Source organism: Novosphingobium sp., assembly GCF_965214355.1.
GTDB lineage: Bacteria > Pseudomonadota > Alphaproteobacteria > Sphingomonadales > Sphingomonadaceae > Novosphingobium.
In genome coordinates this window covers 1,305,787-1,326,838 of record NZ_CBDCBI010000002.1, presented here as the reverse complement: position 1 = coordinate 1,326,838, position 21,052 = coordinate 1,305,787, and the positions used below count along the sequence as shown (strand labels likewise).

The following is a 21,052-nucleotide window of genomic DNA, read 5'->3' as shown; positions in this document are numbered from 1 at the left end:
CGGCAACCCGATATGTGCCCGTCAGGTCATGCTGCACAACCAGCATTCCGGCAGTGGCGCCTGCCAATTCTCCACATTGCCACCGCAACCAACGGACATGGAAATCCGCGACCGCAGATTCGTCGACCGGCAGCACGAATCCAGCGGCAGTGCGTTCCGCATTGCCGGCCGCCGACGATCGTCCTGCATCTTGTTGCCGAATCACCAGGCCCCCGCCCCGAACTAGGCCACAATTGTGGCACGTACTTCCCAACCGCCTACTAGAAGTTCACCAAGCTCATAGCTTGATAGCTTGACTTGAACAGCACAAGAATCACTTGTTATGATGGTTTCCGTGCTTATGAATGTCACTAATGCGTTGTAACGATTAATCATTGCGGTTGAACTGTTTTGTTATAATTTCAAGAAAATCGGTATCATGAAATCTCAGACTGAACCCGCCGTGCTTGGCAGCCTGCCCTATCGCCGAATCGGCACTGCGCTCGTGGCGATTCTAGCCACCGGGGCCGCCCTGGTTGTTTCTACAGCAAGGGCAAACCGCCCAGTCGCCATGCCAATCACCACCAGCGCTTCGCACGCCGGCAACGGTTTCAATTGTGTCATCGAACCCTATCAGACTATCAAGCTTGCCACCCAGGCGGTCGGGGTTGTCAGCAAACTTTACTTCGATCGCGGGGACTTCGTGGCAAAGGGTCAGGTCCTCGGCAGGCTTGCCGACGACGTGGAGAAGGCAAATCTGTCGCTCGCCCAGACCCGGTCGCAGGACCGCTTTTCGATCGGCGCGCTTGAGGCCAAGCTGGCGTTTCTGCATGCGCGCCAAGCACGCGCCGAAAAACTGGTCGAGCGGCATTTTGTCACACCCGCGTTGCGCGATGAGGTGGTTTCTGACGCGCATGTTGCGGAACAACAACTCGAACAAGCCCGGCTAGCGGTACAAGTTGCCAGACTGGAAGTGGTTCAGACTCAAAAGGTCCTTGATCAAAAGATGATCCGCAGTCCGTTTTCAGGCTATGTGACCGAAATCTTGTTGCATCCTGGCGAATTTCGCGACGAGAAATCGGCCATACTCAAACTGGCACAAGTCGATCCGTTGCGTGTCGAAGTCTACGTTCCGACCCGCTATTTCGGCCGTATCCGCCGCAATTCAATCGCAATGGTCTCGCCCGAAGCCCCGCTTAAGGGAGCCTATCCGGCGCGGGTGGACGTTGTAGACAGCGTGATCGATGCCGCCAGCGGGACATTTGGCATACGCCTGATAATGGCCAATCCCCGCCGCGTGCTACCCGCCGGTCTGCAGTGCCAGGTCAGATTCGCCGAAATCTCCGGCACCTGAACTGCACCTTCGCCGACGCGAGCCAAAATCCCGATGCGCGCTATAGCGGGGAACTCGGTTCGCTTCCTCAGCCATTGTCAGCCAAGGTCGGCGACCAGGACCGTACCACTGATGTTGGTGACCAGCAGTTTGCCTGCGGCATTGAAGGCAAGGCCGGAGATTGTACCGGAGAAGCCCTGGGTGGACAGGTCGACTTGCTTGAGCACAGTGCCGGTGCGGTCGATCTGGTAGATCGTGGTGGCGTTGCTGCCGAACCACAAGTTGCCCGTGACCGGGTCGATGGCCAGGCCGCTATAGCTGACACCCATTGGCGCAGCGAAGCTGGACACTTCTGCCCCGGTCTGGGCGTTGACTTCGTGGATCTTGCCGTCGCTGGTGGATGCCAGGAAGAAATGCCCGCTGGTGGGATCGTAAAGGCCGCTGGTGAAGTATCCGCCAAAGCTGCCCAGGCTGAGCGAGGCGATCACCGCGCCTGTGGCCGGGTTCAGTGCGAACACCGATGCACCGTTGTAATTATACCCGTTGAAGTACAGCAGGCTGCCCTTGGCCACGCTGGTCGTGCCCAGCGTGAACGCGGCCGGCGCAATCTGCAGGCCTGCATACCCGATCTGCGTATTGCCAAAGGTTGCGCTGGGCAGCGCAATCGTCTGCAGCGTGGCGCCGGTTGCCGGATTGATCTTGGTGATTGCCGACGGGTTGCTGCCCGAGACAACCCAGGTTGCGCCGCTGGTGGGATCGACCGCGACTTCACCCAGATTGCCCAGGCCCGGATCGATCACCGGCTGGCTCACCGCCGCCGAGGTGCCGCCTGCGGTGGTGACGGTGACATTGCCCGTGCCATGCGTGGGGTCGGTGATATTGACCAGGCCATTGCCCGCCGTGTACGCGCCGTTGATGTAGCCAGAGGTCACATCCGGCCCGGCGTTGCCTGCGGTGTCGGTCACGCTGGCATTGCCGATGGTGTACGTCGCAGGTGACGTTGCCGACCCTTCGGCAAAACCCGCACCGCCCAGTGTCAGCGTGGTGCCGTTCTCGGTCACCGCCGTCACCACCGGCACGATCTGCAGCACCGGCGCCGCACTGGCACCAAACATCTGCACGCTGAACGCGCCGTTGACATAGTTGGGCAATTGCAGCGTTGCACTGGTCCCGTCGGTCGACGCCTGGCTGGGTGCCAGCACCGTCCATTGCTGCGTGCCGTTGCTGTCGAGATAGCTGAGCACCACCTGGCTCGATGTCGTCAGACCCGTGCCCTTGAGCGTCACCGCCTGCCCAGGGTTCGCAGACGCCAGCGCCGCATTGGCAGGGGTCCCCGACAACGCCGTCGCCACGATCGAACTCAGCCCCGCGCTGAATGCCGCGCTCGTCCCGCCCGCCGTCGTCACGCTGATCGCACCAACGCTCACAGCACCCAGCGGCACCCGCAGCGTTACCGCGCCGTTGTAAACATAACCCAGCACGCTATCATAGCGGTAGTTCACATCGGGACCCGCGCTCACGCTCGGATCCGACACATCGCTCCCGCCGATGTGATACACGCTGCCGTTGCCCTCGACAAAGCCCAGGCCCGTCAACGTGATCGTCGCCGTACCATCCCCGTTCACGCTCACCGAACTCACACCCGTCACAACAGGTATGACCTGAAGCGCCAGTGCGCTGTTGGTGGTGTCGCCCAGCACCCGCACCACGCCGCTGACCACCGTAAGCGGCACCACGACTTGCGCCGAAGTTCCGTCGGCGGCAACCGTTGCCGGATTGACCTTGGTCACGCTGACCGTGCCATTGCCATCGATCGTCTGGAACAGCACCACCGTATCGGCGGTGAGGTTGGTACCGGTGATCGTGATCGTCTGCCCCGGATTGGCCGAGGCTTTGCCCGTGGTCTTCGCGCTGCCGCTCGTCGCGCTGGCAGTGATCCCGGTCAGGCTACGTTGAAAGGTCGTGCTCGTCCCACCCAGCGTGGTCACGCTGATCGGGCCGGTTGCTACATTTGTCCCGTTCGGCACGGTCACGTAAACTTGCGTGTTGTTGTAGTAATAATGGCCCACCGCGTTCAACGTCGCGCCGCCCATCGTCACGCTCTCGGCATCCTGGGTGAAACCGGTTCCGGTAATCGTGTACTGCTGGCCGGCAAACCCGTCGCCGGTACTCATGGTGACAGTGCCCAGCGTCGGCACCACCTGCAGGAAGATGCCAGCCTGTTCGCGCGCCAGTCGTACCATGCCGCTTGTCGCCAGCGTTGGTATTACCACCGTCAGACTTTTGCCATCGGCCGCAACACTGACCGGCGTAACGGTCGTTGTCGAGATCGTCCCGTTATAGTCCTGGGTGAACACCACCTGATCCGACGACGTCAGCCCATTGCCGGTAATCGTGATCGTCTGGCCGGTATTGGCCGAGGCGATACCCGTCTTGGCAGGTGTGCCCGAGGTTGCCGAAGCGGTGATCCCGGTCAACGTGGTGCTGCCCGACGCCTGCCGCGCCAGCGTCAATTGATACGTACCATAATACCCGCCACTGGCGCCGCTGTTCGCCTTGGCCGGGTCGTAGCTGGTGTTATAATAGCCGCTGACCCCGATGTAATAGGTCCCCGCGGCCGGCGCTGTCCACTGCAACGTGGTAGTACCGCTGGTATATTGCGACAGCAGTTCCTTGCCCGTGGCATCGAATATCCGCAGATGCTCATACGTGCTGCTGTTCAAACCGAGGTTGAGCAGATCACCGGCCGTCAGGGTGACTTTATAGAGATTGACGTTCAGCCCGTCATGCGCGGCATCGTCGGTCGAGGCATTGATCGCTTGCGAACTGTTCAGGCCGAGCGTCAGCGCGGTTGCGCTCGCCAATGTGTTGTCGACAGTGCCTGTCAGCGTCAGCGCGCTTTGCGCGGCGATCGTCGTGCCGGTCTGGATTGCGGCCGATCCGCCGTTGGTCGACAGCGTGATCTTGCCCGCGCCTACCCCGTTGGGCACCACCAGCGTCAACACCTGCTGCGGCAGGTTGCCACTGGCGAGCGAGCCGTCGGAGATCGTGCGCACGGCAAACGTGCCCACGCCAATCCCGTCGATCGCCACTTGCAGTTCGGACCCGACCAGCCCGCTGCCATCCAGTTCGATCGTCTGGCCCGCCGTGACCGTGCCGCCCACCGAGCGCAGCACCGGCACCACCTGCAAGGTATAGCTGGCATTGCTGCCCAGCACCTTGACCGTCCCGGTCTTCGCCAGTTCAGGCACCACGATCGTCAGACTGGTGCCATCGCTGCTGGCCGTGCCGGTGCGTGTCACCACGCCCGATGTGCCGCTGTCGTCGGTGGCGGCAAACTGCACCAGTGTGTTTCCAGTAAAGCCCTGACCCACCAACGTGATCGTCTGCCCGGCATTGGCCGAGGCCTTCGACGTATCGGCAACCGTTCCTTGCGCGGCCACCGACTGGATACCCGTAAAGTTCACGGGCGGTTGTGCGGCAAAGGCAGACCCTGCGATCTGGACAGAGCCACCATCGGTGGTCACCTGGATCGGACCATCCAGGCTCAACGGCGCCGTATAGTGCAAGTCGCTGTTGGACGAATTGTTGACATAGAGATCGGACTGGTTGGCATAGGGTTCTGAAACTTTCACCCCGCCCACGGTCACCGTGGTCGCACCGGCCTGGAAGCCGCTGCCCAGCAGTTCCGCACCGCTCCGTCCGTTCAGTGTCGGCACGATCTGCAACTTATGACCCGCGCTCGTGTTGTAGGTCTGCACCGCACCGTTGTTTGTGGCGTAGGGGCTGGCATTGACAAATGCCTGGTGCATCAGCGATGTGCCGTCCGCCGTGACATCGAAGAAATCGGATCCGCTCGTTCCGGCCCAATTGCCCAGTACATCGAGGTCAAAGCTGAGCGTATAGGTCTTGCCCGCGGTCAGCCCGGTCAGGCTGAGTTTTTGCGTGGCATTGCTGAACTGGCCGGAAAACTGGCTGAACGTGCCAGGCGCACTGGTGTCGGTGGCCTGGCTGCTCCAGTTCGTCTTGGCCCCGCCTTCGAAAGTGTCCGAGAATACCGGCGTCGCACCCTGGCTCACCGCAACATTGTCGAGACCCCAACTCAGCCCGTTCTGCAAGCCTTCATCGCCAAAACTCAGCGTCGATGTGGCGCCGGTTGCCGTGAAGCTGAGCGTGACCTTGCGATAAATCGCATCGGTACCGTTGATACCCAGATTCTGCGCACCGACATTGACCACCTGGATATTGCCGGTCGCCGCCAGCGTCGGCACGATCACCTGCATCGTCGTGCCATCGGCGCTGACATCGTTCGGCGCCACCGTCACCTGGCCCAGCGTTCCGTCCTGCGCGCGAGTCTGGAAAATCACTTCGCTGCCCGCGCCGAAATTGGTGCCGGTCAGCAAGATCGCCTGCCCCACGTTGGCCGAAGCCACCCCTGTCGCCAGTGGCGTGCCATCTGCTGCCAGCGCCGTTACCGACGTCAAGGTCGGTGACTTCACCGCCGGATCATAGCCAAGGTCGGCGACCAGGACCGTACCGCTGATGTTGGTGACCAGCAGTTTGCCTGCGGCATTGAAGGCAAGGCCGGAGATTGTACCGGAGAAGCCCTGGGTGGACAGGTCGACTTGCTTGAGCACAGTGCCGGTGCGGTCGATCTGGTAGATCGTGGTGGCGTTGCTGCCGAACCACAAGTTGCCCGTGACCGGGTCGATGGCCAGGCCGCTATAGCTGACACCCATTGGCGCAGCGAAGCTGGACACTTCTGCCCCGGTCTGGGCGTTGACTTCGTGGATCTTGCCGTCGCTGGTGGATGCCAGGAAGAAATGCCCGCTGGTGGGATCGTAAAGGCCGCTGGTGAAGTATCCGCCAAAGCTGCCCAGGCTGAGCGAGGCGATCACCGCGCCTGTGGCCGGGTTCAGTGCGAACACCGATGCACCGTTGTAATTATACCCGTTGAAGTACAGCAGGCTGCCCTTGGCCACGCTGGTCGTGCCCAGCGTGAACGCGGCCGGCGCAATCTGCAGGCCTGCATACCCGATCTGCGTATTGCCAAAGGTTGCGCTGGGCAGCGCAATCGTCTGCAGCGTGGCGCCGGTTGCCGGATTGATCTTGGTGATTGCCGACGGGTTGCTGCCCGAGACAACCCAGGTTGCGCCGCTGGTGGGATCGACCGCGACTTCACCCAGATTGCCCAGGCCCGGATCGATCACCGGCTGGCTCACCGCCGCCGAGGTGCCGCCTGCGGTGGTGACGGTGACATTGCCCGTGCCATGCGTGGGGTCGGTGATATTGACCAGGCCATTGCCCGCCGTGTACGCGCCGTTGATGTAGCCAGAGGTCACATCCGGCCCGGCGTTGCCTGCGGTGTCGGTCACGCTGGCATTGCCGATGGTGTACGTCGCAGGTGACGTTGCCGACCCTTCGGCAAAACCCGCACCGCCCAGTGTCAGCGTGGTGCCGTTCTCGGTCACCGCCGTCACCACCGGCACGATCTGCAGCACCGGCGCCGCACTGGCACCAAACATCTGCACGCTGAACGCGCCGTTGACATAGTTGGGCAATTGCAGCGTTGCACTGGTCCCGTCGGTCGACGCCTGGCTGGGTGCCAGCACCGTCCATTGCTGCGTGCCGTTGCTGTCGAGATAGCTGAGCACCACCTGGCTCGATGTCGTCAGACCCGTGCCCTTGAGCGTCACCGCCTGCCCAGGGTTCGCAGACGCCAGCGCCGCATTGGCAGGGGTCCCCGACAACGCCGTCGCCACGATCGAACTCAGCCCCGCGCTGAATGCCGCGCTCGTCCCGCCCGCCGTCGTCACGCTGATCGCACCAACGCTCACAGCACCCAGCGGCACCCGCAGCGTTACCGCGCCGTTGTAAACATAACCCAGCACGCTATCATAGCGGTAGTTCACATCGGGACCCGCGCTCACGCTCGGATCCGACACATCGCTCCCGCCGATGTGATACACGCTGCCGTTGCCCTCGACAAAGCCCAGGCCCGTCAACGTGATCGTCGCCGTACCATCCCCGTTCACGCTCACCGAACTCACACCCGTCACAACAGGTATGACCTGAAGCGCCAGTGCGCTGTTGGTGGTGTCGCCCAGCACCCGCACCACGCCGCTGACCACCGTAAGCGGCACCACGACTTGCGCCGAAGTTCCGTCGGCGGCAACCGTTGCCGGATTGACCTTGGTCACGCTGACCGTGCCATTGCCATCGATCGTCTGGAACAGCACCACCGTATCGGCGGTGAGGTTGGTACCGGTGATCGTGATCGTCTGCCCCGGATTGGCCGAGGCTTTGCCCGTGGTCTTCGCGCTGCCGCTCGTCGCGCTGGCAGTGATCCCGGTCAGGCTACGTTGAAAGGTCGTGCTCGTCCCACCCAGCGTGGTCACGCTGATCGGGCCGGTTGCTACATTTGTCCCGTTCGGCACGGTCACGTAAACTTGCGTGTTGTTGTAGTAATAATGGCCCACCGCGTTCAACGTCGCGCCGCCCATCGTCACGCTCTCGGCATCCTGGGTGAAACCGGTTCCGGTAATCGTGTACTGCTGGCCGGCAAACCCGTCGCCGGTACTCATGGTGACAGTGCCCAGCGTCGGCACCACCTGCAGGAAGATGCCAGCCTGTTCGCGCGCCAGTCGTACCATGCCGCTTGTCGCCAGCGTTGGTATTACCACCGTCAGACTTTTGCCATCGGCCGCAACACTGACCGGCGTAACGGTCGTTGTCGAGATCGTCCCGTTATAGTCCTGGGTGAACACCACCTGATCCGACGACGTCAGCCCATTGCCGGTAATCGTGATCGTCTGGCCGGTATTGGCCGAGGCGATACCCGTCTTGGCAGGTGTGCCCGAGGTTGCCGAAGCGGTGATCCCGGTCAACGTGGTGCTGCCCGACGCCTGCCGCGCCAGCGTCAATTGATACGTACCATAATACCCGCCACTGGCGCCGCTGTTCGCCTTGGCCGGGTCGTAGCTGGTGTTATAATAGCCGCTGACCCCGATGTAATAGGTCCCCGCGGCCGGCGCTGTCCACTGCAACGTGGTAGTACCGCTGGTATATTGCGACAGCAGTTCCTTGCCCGTGGCATCGAATATCCGCAGATGCTCATACGTGCTGCTGTTCAAACCGAGGTTGAGCAGATCACCGGCCGTCAGGGTGACTTTATAGAGATTGACGTTCAGCCCGTCATGCGCGGCATCGTCGGTCGAGGCATTGATCGCTTGCGAACTGTTCAGGCCGAGCGTCAGCGCGGTTGCGCTCGCCAATGTGTTGTCGACAGTGCCTGTCAGCGTCAGCGCGCTTTGCGCGGCGATCGTCGTGCCGGTCTGGATTGCGGCCGATCCGCCGTTGGTCGACAGCGTGATCTTGCCCGCGCCTACCCCGTTGGGCACCACCAGCGTCAACACCTGCTGCGGCAGGTTGCCACTGGCGAGCGAGCCGTCGGAGATCGTGCGCACGGCAAACGTGCCCACGCCAATCCCGTCGATCGCCACTTGCAGTTCGGACCCGACCAGCCCGCTGCCATCCAGTTCGATCGTCTGGCCCGCCGTGACCGTGCCGCCCACCGAGCGCAGCACCGGCACCACCTGCAAGGTATAGCTGGCATTGCTGCCCAGCACCTTGACCGTCCCGGTCTTCGCCAGTTCAGGCACCACGATCGTCAGACTGGTGCCATCGCTGCTGGCCGTGCCGGTGCGTGTCACCACGCCCGATGTGCCGCTGTCGTCGGTGGCGGCAAACTGCACCAGTGTGTTTCCAGTAAAGCCCTGACCCACCAACGTGATCGTCTGCCCGGCATTGGCCGAGGCCTTCGACGTATCGGCAACCGTTCCTTGCGCGGCCACCGACTGGATACCCGTAAAGTTCACGGGCGGTTGTGCGGCAAAGGCAGACCCTGCGATCTGGACAGAGCCACCATCGGTGGTCACCTGGATCGGACCATCCAGGCTCAACGGCGCCGTATAGTGCAAGTCGCTGTTGGACGAATTGTTGACATAGAGATCGGACTGGTTGGCATAGGGTTCTGAAACTTTCACCCCGCCCACGGTCACCGTGGTCGCACCGGCCTGGAAGCCGCTGCCCAGCAGTTCCGCACCGCTCCGTCCGTTCAGTGTCGGCACGATCTGCAACTTATGACCCGCGCTCGTGTTGTAGGTCTGCACCGCACCGTTGTTTGTGGCGTAGGGGCTGGCATTGACAAATGCCTGGTGCATCAGCGATGTGCCGTCCGCCGTGACATCGAAGAAATCGGATCCGCTCGTTCCGGCCCAATTGCCCAGTACATCGAGGTCAAAGCTGAGCGTATAGGTCTTGCCCGCGGTCAGCCCGGTCAGGCTGAGTTTTTGCGTGGCATTGCTGAACTGGCCGGAAAACTGGCTGAACGTGCCAGGCGCACTGGTGTCGGTGGCCTGGCTGCTCCAGTTCGTCTTGGCCCCGCCTTCGAAAGTGTCCGAGAATACCGGCGTCGCACCCTGGCTCACCGCAACATTGTCGAGACCCCAACTCAGCCCGTTCTGCAAGCCTTCATCGCCAAAACTCAGCGTCGATGTGGCGCCGGTTGCCGTGAAGCTGAGCGTGACCTTGCGATAAATCGCATCGGTACCGTTGATACCCAGATTCTGCGCACCGACATTGACCACCTGGATATTGCCGGTCGCCGCCAGCGTCGGCACGATCACCTGCATCGTCGTGCCATCGGCGCTGACATCGTTCGGCGCCACCGTCACCTGGCCCAGCGTTCCGTCCTGCGCGCGAGTCTGGAAAATCACTTCGCTGCCCGCGCCGAAATTGGTGCCGGTCAGCAAGATCGCCTGCCCCACGTTGGCCGAAGCCACCCCTGTCGCCAGTGGCGTGCCATCTGCTGCCAGCGCCGTTACCGACGTCAAGGTCGGTGACTTCACCGCCGGATCATAGCCAAGGTCGGCGACCAGGACCGTACCGCTGATGTTGGTGACCAGCAGTTTGCCTGCGGCATTGAAGGCAAGGCCGGAGATTGTACCGGAGAAGCCCTGGGTGGACAGGTCGACTTGCTTGAGCACAGTGCCGGTGCGGTCGATCTGGTAGATCGTGGTGGCGTTGCTGCCGAACCACAAGTTGCCCGTGACCGGGTCGATCGCCAGGCCGCTATAGCTGACACCCATTGGCGCAGCGAAGCTGGACACTTCTGCCCCGGTCTGGGCGTTGACTTCGTGGATCTTGCCGTCGCTGGTGGATGCCAGGAAGAAATGCCCGCTGGTGGGATCGTAAAGGCCGCTGGTGAAGTATCCGCCAAAGCTGCCCAGGCTGAGCGAGGCGATCACCGCGCCTGTGGCCGGGTTCAGTGCGAACACCGATGCACCGTTGTAATTATACCCGTTGAAGTACAGCAGGCTGCCCTTGGCCACGCTGGTCGTGCCCAGCGTGAACGCGGCCGGCGCAATCTGCAGGCCTGCATACCCGATCTGCGTATTGCCAAAGGTTGCGCTGGGCAGCGCAATCGTCTGCAGCGTGGCGCCGGTTGCCGGATTGATCTTGGTGATTGCCGACGGGTTGCTGCCCGAGACAACCCAGGTTGCGCCGCTGGTGGTATCGACCGCGACTTCACCCAGATTGCCCAGGCCCGGCTCGATCACCGGCTGGCTCACCGCCGCCGAGGTGCCGCCTGCGGTGGTGACGGTGACATTGCCCGTGCCATGCGTGGGGTCGGTGATATTGACCAGGCCATTGCCCGCCGTGTACGCGCCGTTGATGTAGCCAGAGGTCACATCCGGCCCGGCAATGCCTGCGGTGTCGGTCACGCTGGCATTGCCGATGGTGTACGTCGCAGGTGACGTTGCCGACCCTTCGGCAAAACCCGCACCGCCCAGTGTCAGCGTGGTGCCGTTCTCGGTCACCGCCGTCACCACCGGCACGATCTGCAGCACCGGCGCCGCACTGGCACCAAACATCTGCACGCTGAACGCGCCGTTGACATAGTTGGGCAATTGCAGCGTTGCACTGGTCCCGTCGGTCGACGCCTGGCTGGGTGCCAGCACCGTCCATTGCTGCGTGCCGTTGCTGTCGAGATAGCTGAGCACCACCTGGCTCGATGTCGTCAGACCCGTGCCCTTGAGCGTCACCGCCTGCCCAGGGTTCGCAGACGCCAGCGCCGCGTTCGCAGGGGTCCCCGACAACGCCGTCGCCACGATCGAACTCAGCCCCGCGCTGAATGCCGCGCTCGTCCCGCCCGCCGTCGTCACGCTGATCGCGCCAACGCTCACCGCACCCAACGGCACCCGCAGTGTTACCGCGCCGTTGTAAACATAACCCAGCGTGCTGTCGTAGCGGTAACTCACATCGGGCCCAGCGCTCACGCTCGGATCCGACACATCGCTCCCGCCGATGTGATACACGCTGCCGTTGCCCTCGACAAAGCCCAGGCCCGTCAACGTGATCGTCGCCGTACCATCCCCGTTCACGCTCACCGAACTCACACCCGTCACAACAGGTATGACCTGAAGCGGGAACGTACCTTCGGTGAAATTGGTGACCGTGGTGCCGACTTTGCCATAGACGGTGATATCGCCGCTGACCGCGTCGATGGGCACCGCAAATGTCGCTGTGCCTTTGGTCTTGTCGTAGCTGGTGGCCTGGACATCGCGTGTGGATTTGGCGCCGCTGCCATCGATCACGTTGAATGTGGCATAGCCGGTGCTAGGGTCGAACGGCACCGGCACGGTGATCAACTGGCCGGGGTTCGCCGACGGCGCCTGGGTGGCGGCGGGCGCACCGCTGGTCGCCTTGATATTGCTGGCCGGGCGGATGGTGAAATCGAGCGTGACCGGGCTGGTCCCGACATTGCCCGAATGATCGACGATGGAGGCGGCGGCGATCGTCAGATTATACGTCCCCGCCGGCAAGTCGCCGGTGGGAAGGACCGAGACGATCTGGCCATTGGCGCGTGTATCGAGTTTGAACGCGACCGAAATATCATCGGTGGTGCCGGCGACGCCGTCCGGGCCAACATTGACCAAGGAAACGCCTGCTGCGGATAGCTGGGTCAGGTCGAGCGTCTTGCTGAACGTGACGTCGATCGATTTGGCAAAAAACAGCTTGGCGTTTTCCGCCACGCTGGTCTTGACCACGGTCGGTGGGAACGTGTCCTTGACCACGGTCAGCGTGATCGGATCGCTGGTGGTTACATTGCCGCCGGTGTCGGTCGCACGCACTTGCAGCGACAGCGACGTGCCGCCGGTGGCGATGCTGGGCGCCAGCGTGGAGAACGAAAACGGATAGCTGGGATCGTTTTCGACCACTTTGCCATCGACCAGCAGTTCGACATTGCGCACTTGCACATCGTCGGTGACGGTCGGCGTGATGTGGATGACATCGCCCTCGACCACCTGAACGCCCGCCGTATTCGGATCGCGGTCCACCGCACCCACGTTGACTGTAACCTTTGGCGCGACACCCTTGGTATCGAAGCCGAGGTAGTTGACCACCTGCAGGCCCGAGGTGCCGTCAGCCACAAAGGCAATGCCATTGGCGATGGCGACATCGCTGGGCGCGCTGGGCAGATTGATGCGGGTAACGAAGTTGCCGGTGTTGGTGGGATCGGCAACGTTGAGCACATCAAGGCTCTGGAAGCCGCCGAAGACGAAATTGCTGCCGCCGACGGCAACACCTAGCCCAGACCCATTGAGCGCCATGGCAGTCCCGGCGATGCCGAACTTCTGCACATCGCTGTCGAGCTTCAGCGCATCTGGGTTGCTGTCATCGACGGTCAGATAGCCGCCGGTGCCGCCATTGCCGGCCTCGATATAGACCACGCCGCCGCCGGCCGAGATGCGTCCCTGACCATAGGAGCGGCTGAAGCCGGAATCACCGACTCCGCTGCCGGGCACGGCCAGCGTGCCGCGCGCGGTGAGCAGTTCGCCGTTGAGCGTGAAGGCGCGCAAAGTATCATTGGTGTCGAACGTCAGCAGCGTATCGCCATCGAACGTGAGGTCGGTCAGCGTGCCGCCGCCGCTGGAGGACAGATCGACGGTTTGGAGAATATCGCCGGTCAGGATGTTGACGGTGCTGATGCTGCTGCCGGTGGCGACATAGGCGAGGCCGTCGCGCAGGACGACGCGGCTGGCGGCATCGTTGAAGGTAACCGTCTGGCTGAGTTTGGGAGCCGCGGAATTGGAAATATCGATGAGACTCAGCGTGCCGTCGGTGATGACTGCCGCCACGTTGCGGGTGGTATCTACTGCGACATCGGTGCTGTCCCCCGAGAGGGCAAGCTGCGACAGAACAGTCGGTTTGGTGAAGTTCGAAACATCGACAATCGCAAGGCCACCTGTACCGCTGGCGACATAGGCAGTCATACCGGAATTGTCGTTTGCCGCAGCTATCGCAATGCTTTGGGCATTGCCGGTCAGACTGGCAGTGCTGACGACACCAGTGCTCAGACCAGAATTACCAGCGGGGTTTATGCCAAGCTGGAGATTTGCGACATCTGACAGCCCATCGGCATTCGAATTTGCAATGCCAATCCCCAGCACATAGTCGCCTATGTCTGGAATGCCATTATTGTTAGCGTCAAAACCGCCAATATGCGTAAATTTGTAACTGTGGTTCATATCCTGACCAGATTCACCACTTGTCCCTCTAAATATCCCAGATGAGTTGGTATATGGTTGATAAAGATAGAGATTATATGCCGTGTTTGGTGGTAAAAATGCACCAAAATTTCCGGATAAATCCGTTTTCCCACGTATCTCAGTACCGTCCGGCAAGACGTAAAGGTAATAGATTGACTTGTCTGTTCCGAAACCGGTCGATGTAGACACCCCCAAAATGTCAGCCGTTGGCGACGTCGCAGCGAGCAGGCTCTGTGTCGCGGCTACATCCGCTGTTGCAGGTTGCTGCGCAGAACTATCGGCAATAACCGGGGCTGAAAGCGACCCAGCAAGCTTCCGGACAACACCAACAGCATCATTTGTCGCAGCTGCAGTGCTCGTCGAACCAATCTTGAAAACGTGGACATTGACCGATCCTGATCCCGATGTGCTCGCCGAAATACTAGCATCCGCGCCAATTTTCGTAGAATACGTTGTGCTTGGTGTCAGGGAGGCTGGCAGCGGAACATTGATGGTGAAATCTTTGGTTGGCAGACCTGCAAGAGGAATAGTGAATGGAACGTCAATATTGAGGTACTTACCGATATAGGGAATACCACTGGTTATCTTGAAATCGCCAGAAGCCGAAAGCGAAGGCCCCAATGTTCCAGAGATACTGGCTCCGGAAGGGCCGATCGAAACTTTACCTTCGATGCCAACACTGCCAGTAAGCTGCAAAGATCCCTGCGCAGTTACGATATTGAACGTTGAATCATCTGAAATAAATTGCGCGATGGAATCGGGAACCTGAACATAGATCGGGTTAAGTACTTTTGTAAAAGTTACGGGATCAATCGGTAGATGAACGTTTGCATCCAGCGCAATGCTCGTAGAAGTCAGTTTGGCGGTTGCTTCACCTGCATATGATAACCATCCGAGCCCCGGATCGCTGAAGGTGGTACCTGCAGAAGCAATTTCTGAGCCAGTACCGAAGCTGGGTAGCGACGCGTTTGCTTGAGCGTCGAACGTAAACCCATTCCACGTTCCAACGAGGCTGGCGTCAATTTCAAACTCTGTATATCCGTCGTCTGGCTTTGGCGGAGTGCTTGGCGGAGAGGGCCCATCAGTTGGGCCGCCTTTAGGATTGCTATCGCCGCCCGTTTCGCCACCGTTATCGTTGCTGTTTGAATCCCCAGGCGCAGTTCCCGGCGCAGTTGCGGGCGGTCCTGACGCGTTGTCGTTAGTGTTGCTTCCGGCAGGCGTAATCCCGTGCCAACCCGGCGCCGTAACGCCTGATCCCGGGTCGCTCGTAACAGTCAGACCATCTGCAGACACCGTCGCGGTGCCGTCAATGACCAGCTTGCCGGTCTGGTGGTCGAACGAAAGAATATAAGTCTTCGACCCCGGCGCCAGATTGAACACGTTCGGCATCGTTAATTGCGCGGGCGTCGTGAACACCGACGCGCCCGGCGCCTGAATGGTGATGTCGAACGTGTGCTGCATAAGCCCAGCCGGCAGCATGTCCTTGACCAGCGCCGCCGGCACGGTGCTGATGCCCACTTGCGGGTTGGCCAACGGATTGCCATTGGCGTCGAGCACGCTGCCGCCCGCCACGGTCAGGCTGATCATCTGGCGCTGTGCATCGGTGATCGGGATCGTGGTGGCTGCGGTTGATCCCTGGACCGCCGTCACGGTGGTCGTGCCGGCGGCCGCCACGGTCTGCAGAATGTTCATCTGCACGCGTGGCAGATAGACTACGGGATACGTCGCGTTCGCCGCTGCCTCGGCAGCGGTGCCCATCGACCCCATCAGCGTGTTGGACTGCCCCGCCTTGATCGTGGAGTCCATCGTCATGGTGGGGAAATAATAATTGGCCGGATCATTGGTCGCGGTGGTGCCGTCGAGCACAACCTTGACATCGCCGGTCGGCACATTGGTCAGCGTGAAATGGCCGGTGGCGTCGGTATAGACGGCCTGATCCTCGTGCCCGAGGATATAGACCTTCACCCCCGCGATCGGCAGCAGGTATTTGTCATCGGCGGTATGCAAGGTCTGGTCTGGCCCGGCGCGGACGTCATCGAACGTCATCGGTTGAAGGTCCGGACCCGGATCGAGCACGACGCCGGTCAGGCTGGTGTTGGCGACAAAGCTGGTGCTGACGGTGGTGAAAGTCTGGGTCAGCACGCTGCCGGCGGTGCCGGTGCCGGCCGCATCGAGGAACGTGCCGTCGGCGGCGCCCCGAATCTTGCTGCCATCGACATGCAGCGTGATATTCGATGAACCCGGCAGCGGATCGGTGAAGAACAGGTAGGCCGACATGTTGTCGCTGGCGATGACGATCTTTGCCGCCACGGTATTGCCCGAGGCGTCGGTCGCGTAGAAACTGTCGCTGGTCAGTGTAGCGGGGTTGATCGCCCGCGTGAACGTGATCTTGGGGCGCTGGGTCACGCCGATGTCGCCCGCGCCATCAGCCGGGGTCAGCGAGGATACCGTCAGCGGCACAAGCGATGGCAGCGAAACGTTGAGCACCTGGGTGGTGACATTGCCGGCAAGATCGGTGGCAGACAGGGTGATCGCGTGCGCCCCTGTGGCCAGCGCCGACAGGTCGAGAGTCTGGGCAAACGCGCCCGCGCTGTCGAAACTGATCGGGGTTTTGGCGCCGCTGTCGATCTGATACGACAGGCCGGCGAGCGCACCTGCACCTGGCTTGGCTGTGCCGATCAGATAGGCGCCGGTGGGATCCAGCGTGGCGCCATCGGTCACGCTGCCGGTGGCGAGCGTGATGGCGGGAGCCTTGGTCAATAGCGTGAGATCAAAGGTGAACGGCGCGATCGCATTGCCGGCGGCATCGGCGGCGTTGAACACCAGCTTGTGCGCGCCATCTGCCGTGCCATCCAGCTTCAGCCCTGTTGCGACCGAAAACGCACCGGTCTTGGCGTCAAAGCTGACCGCCTGCGCCGTGCCACCGTCGATCGAGACGGTAAGCGAGGCGACGCCCGACAGATTGTCGGTGATATGACCGGTAACGGACAGGGCCTGATTGGTGTAGATACCTTCAGGCTGATCGATCAGCAGCCGTGGCGGTTGCGTGTCCTGTTTCTGGTTGAACGCCTGGATGGCCCAGTTCCCGACTTCGGCGCCGAGCGTCAGGCCATCCTGGTCGGAAAATTCGAAGTGGATACCGCCATAGATGCGGCTTTCCCCGGCCTCGGCTGCGGCCTGGCTGAAACTGGTGTAGCTGCGGGTAACACCGGGGAGACTGGTCGACGTGGTGGTGAAGCTGGTGTTGTCGCCAAAAATGCTGGCCAGCACGGTCGCGGCCGCCGCGCTGAAAGCCGAATGGCCCGAAATATATTCGGGGAACGCGGGATCGAGCAACAGCGGCTGCCAGGTCGAATCCTGGGTAATAGCGCTGTTGCCGATCTGGTTGGCATTCTGGATCGCGGTGTCGGGGCGCCAGGCCCCAAAGGCATATTTGGCATCCCAGGCCGCTATCGCCGCGTCGCCCTCGGCAATGTTGAGCAGCGCGAACATCTTGGCGCTTTGCAGCAGGCTGGTGCCCTTCGCCGTCGACACGTCTTCGGCAATCTGGTTCCAGGCGCCGGGCGGCGTATACGTGCCCGAACCATCGGCCCAGAACCGCGCGATTTGCGTTTCGTCGGCGGTGCGGGTGGTGCTGTTGGCGGCGCCAAGCGATTCGGTCTTGTTGACCGCGTCGGCATAGGCCTGGCTAGTCATGTCGGGTGGGCCTGCCGGGCGGAACTGACTGGGGCTGGTCATCGCGAACGGGGTCAGGTTGGCCCATTGCGGGTTTTCAGCGTTGCTGTACATCGGCGCGGTCGGGCGCCACTGTCCGACCGCGGTGCTGCCGTCATATGTCGTATAGGCATTGAAGCCGTCGGTCGAGCGGATCTGGATGATCTGATCGGCAATCGTCTTGCCCAGCACCATGCCGTCGAGCTTGGATTGTCCGTCGGGAATCTTGGCCAGGGCGGCGGCGTAAAGCGAGTCGAATGCGGCCTGCTGTCCAGGGTAGATATAGGACAGGATCGCATAGGCCGCTGCAGCAGTCGCCGCGTCGGCCGAAGCACCCGCGGGTGCGGTCGTTGTCACGTAATAGCCCGGCGTGCCGTTGATCGCGCCGAGCGAATCATAGACCGCGATGCTTTCCATCGCCAGCGTGCGAGACGCGATTTCGGGCGCCGAACCGTCGTTCTGGACCGCCTGTAGCGTGATCTTGTTCCAGTCAAGCGACTGGTTGGTGGTGCTGGTTGGCGCCACGCGCGTTACGGTCAGCGAAGCGCTGCTGGTGTTACCCGCCGGATCGATGACTTTCACCGTCAGCACGTTGTCGCCGGTGGTCAGCGGTACCGAACTGAACTGGAACGTCCCGCTGTTGCTGGCGATTGTGGTGAGCGAGCCCAGGGTAACGGTGCTGCCCGCCACGGCCGTACCGGTGATGCCGGCATTGGCGGAACTGGTCTGATGCCCGGTAGAGCCAATCTTGTCGGTGGCGGCAAGATCGAAGACAGGCGCGGCAGGGGCGGCGCTCAGCAGTGTGAAGCTAAAATCCAACTGCGTGGTATTGCCCGCGCCATCCTTCGCGATCAGATGCAGAACATGTTGACCGTCGGCCAGCGTTCCGCCGGCAATCGTGTTGATCAACGTCTTGCTGAGCGCAAACGTCCCGTTGGTGAGCGTGCTCAGGATATTGGCATAAGTGTTGCCGGCAGCGTTGTCGAAACCTGCGGTGAAGCTGGCGATGGTGGTCCCGGCATCCTTGGTCAGCGTGCCGGAAATCGACGGATCGGACGTGATCTTGTCGTCTGATTTTGCGCCGGTGTCGTTGGCGAGTTGCGCAATGATGACGGTCGGGGTCGCGGTGCGCGTGATCGTCAGAGCATAAGTGGAGGTATTGCCTGCCAGATCGGTCGCCGTCGCGGTAAGGGCGTTGGCACCCAGGTTCAACGTCACGTTGGTAAAGCTGAAAGTGCCATCAGTACCGGCCACGATCGAACCGTTGCCGGGCGCTAGCGTCACGGTGGTGCCGGCAGTGGTAACACCCGACAATGTGACGGTGGACTGGTCCGTGGCATGATCGCCGGTCGGTGGGGTATCGGAAGCCGTCGACAGATCGAATGTCGGCGTCGTCGGTGCTGCCGTATCGAGCGTGAAGGTAATATCGAGCGTGGTTTTGGCGCCGGACTTGTCGATGGCGATCAGATGGACTGTATGCGTGCCATCGGCCAGAGTCCCTCCGGCCATGGCGTTAAGCATCGCCTGGGTGATCTGGAACGACCCGTTTGAGGCGACCGAGGCCAATTCACTGACATAGGCCGATGTTGGCGCCGAATCGAGCCCGGCGGTAAAACTGGCGATGCCCTGGCTGCCACCGGCTGCGATCGCCGTGCCCTTGATCGCGGGGTTTGACGTGATGCCGTCGCTGGCCGACACGCCCGTATCGACAGCAAGCGCCCCCGTCAGCGCGATTCCTACCGTGTTGAGCGGCTTGGTCACGAAATGGTTATCGGCTAACGGATCGATCGTTTTGCCGTTGACGCGGACATTGACCGGCAAAGTGCGTGCTTCGATCAGCGAATTCGTGTCGAGTGCGCCGCCGACGACCAATTGCTGGATTTGACTACCCTTGCCCGAGGCCAGGACGTCGTTACCGTTGTCGTACACGCCATCGACCGGATCGACACCGACTCGGATTTGCGAATTGGTTACAGCGCCCGTAACGCGCACGCTGGCCAGCACGCCTTGACCAAACGTGTCCGCATTGAGACCAGTGCCGCCAAGCGTAGCATCCTGGCCCAGATCGGCCCCGACTAAAATATCGGCATTTGCCAGATTGCCGCCGACTGCCAGGCTGTTGAGCACGGCGACTGCCACCTGACCATCGAAATCGCCGCTGGTCAAAAGCTGGCTCATCGCGCCGACGACGTCGCCGCGCCAGCCTTGCGCCACCGTTTTGGCCGAAATCTGGCCGACATTGCCTTTTACATACCAGGTTCCGCCACCCAGCGTTCCATTGATCGACGCACTGGTCAGGACGGCACCGACGGTGCCTTGCCCGGACAAGTTGAGCGAGGCATTGAAATTGCCCGCACTCGACAACAAGCCGATCGACGAACCTGTGATCAGGTTCACGCCCGACGCTGAACTCGACCAATCCTGCACGGACAGCGTGCCGATTGAACCGGCAGCATTGACGGTAAGATCCTTGACCAATCCAAGCGAAAGCTTGGCGATCGTTGCAGAACCGGTCACCGACAGAGTTGAAGGTCCATTGACATTGCCAAGCACCAGCGAGGTAATGCTGCCCGAAATGGCGACGTTGCCGTCGAGATCGACCTTGCTGGCCGAAATCGCCTTGATCGAGCCGCCGACCGTGACATCCGAAAGCGCGAAACGACCGTCCCCCCCCGAAGTGAGAATGGTCACGGTCGTGGTGCTGTTGGTTCCGGTGAACTGAAGAGTTGGATCCGCACCGGCACCCTGCAACAATTGCCAGTGGCCCGCACCTGTCATGACGATCTGGATCTGCGTACCGTCAGTGTCTTTGACTGCCGCCGGATTGATATCGCTGGCAATGACAGTGCCAGTTGGCGTGTTGCTCAACAAGATTCTCGGCTCGAGCGCTTCGATTATCAAAGGAGCGCCACCAACGCCTTCAAGCAGCCGTTGTTTGGTGGAACGCTTCGGAAGCCTGGCCCAAATAGACCGGCCACTGAGCAAAAAATCTTTGGCGTTTAAAGGCTTATTCATATGCCCCCCCAGCAAATCCAAGCTATTCCGGAAATATTTGAAACATTTCCGAAACATTCAAGCACCCACCGCACCCAATCCTGGGGCGCGATTGCATGACAAGGCCGATCCCGTCATGCCAGAATCTTGATGAGATTGATGGGTATTGCCGCGTTGATGTTTGCGCAAGGCAATTTGACGCGATTGCCGCATCAATGATCACGATATATTGGAATCAAAGGAAAATACTAAATATTGCTGTAAATACTGCAAATCTGATCGGCTTAAATTCACGCGAGATCGGCATCCGGTTCGCTGGTAATTAAACAGACCACGGTCATGAATTCCTCACATTCTTTGAATGGGTAGTTGTCCCTTGCGGTTCATCCGGTTATTGCCCACGATGATTGGGGAATCG

2 protein-coding genes are annotated in these 21,052 nt (G+C 61.1%); one reads left to right on the top strand and one right to left on the bottom strand.

All coding sequences use genetic code 11. The features are described from left to right. Window positions 1-418 precede the first annotated feature (418 nt). Window positions 419-1,333: an efflux RND transporter periplasmic adaptor subunit gene (locus ACOOE2_RS06580; protein WP_420382222.1), complete on the top strand. Its 915-nt coding sequence runs from the start codon at window positions 419-421 to the stop codon at window positions 1,331-1,333. Window positions 1,334-1,410: 77 nt separating this feature from the next. Here the strand turns inward: ACOOE2_RS06580 and ACOOE2_RS06575 are convergent, their stop codons facing one another. Continuing rightward, the gene (locus tag ACOOE2_RS06575) at window positions 1,411-20,508 is read right to left on the bottom strand and encodes an Ig-like domain-containing protein (protein WP_420382221.1); all 19,098 of its coding nucleotides are present in this window, start codon (window positions 20,506-20,508) and stop codon (window positions 1,411-1,413) included. Window positions 20,509-21,052 lie beyond the last annotated feature (544 nt).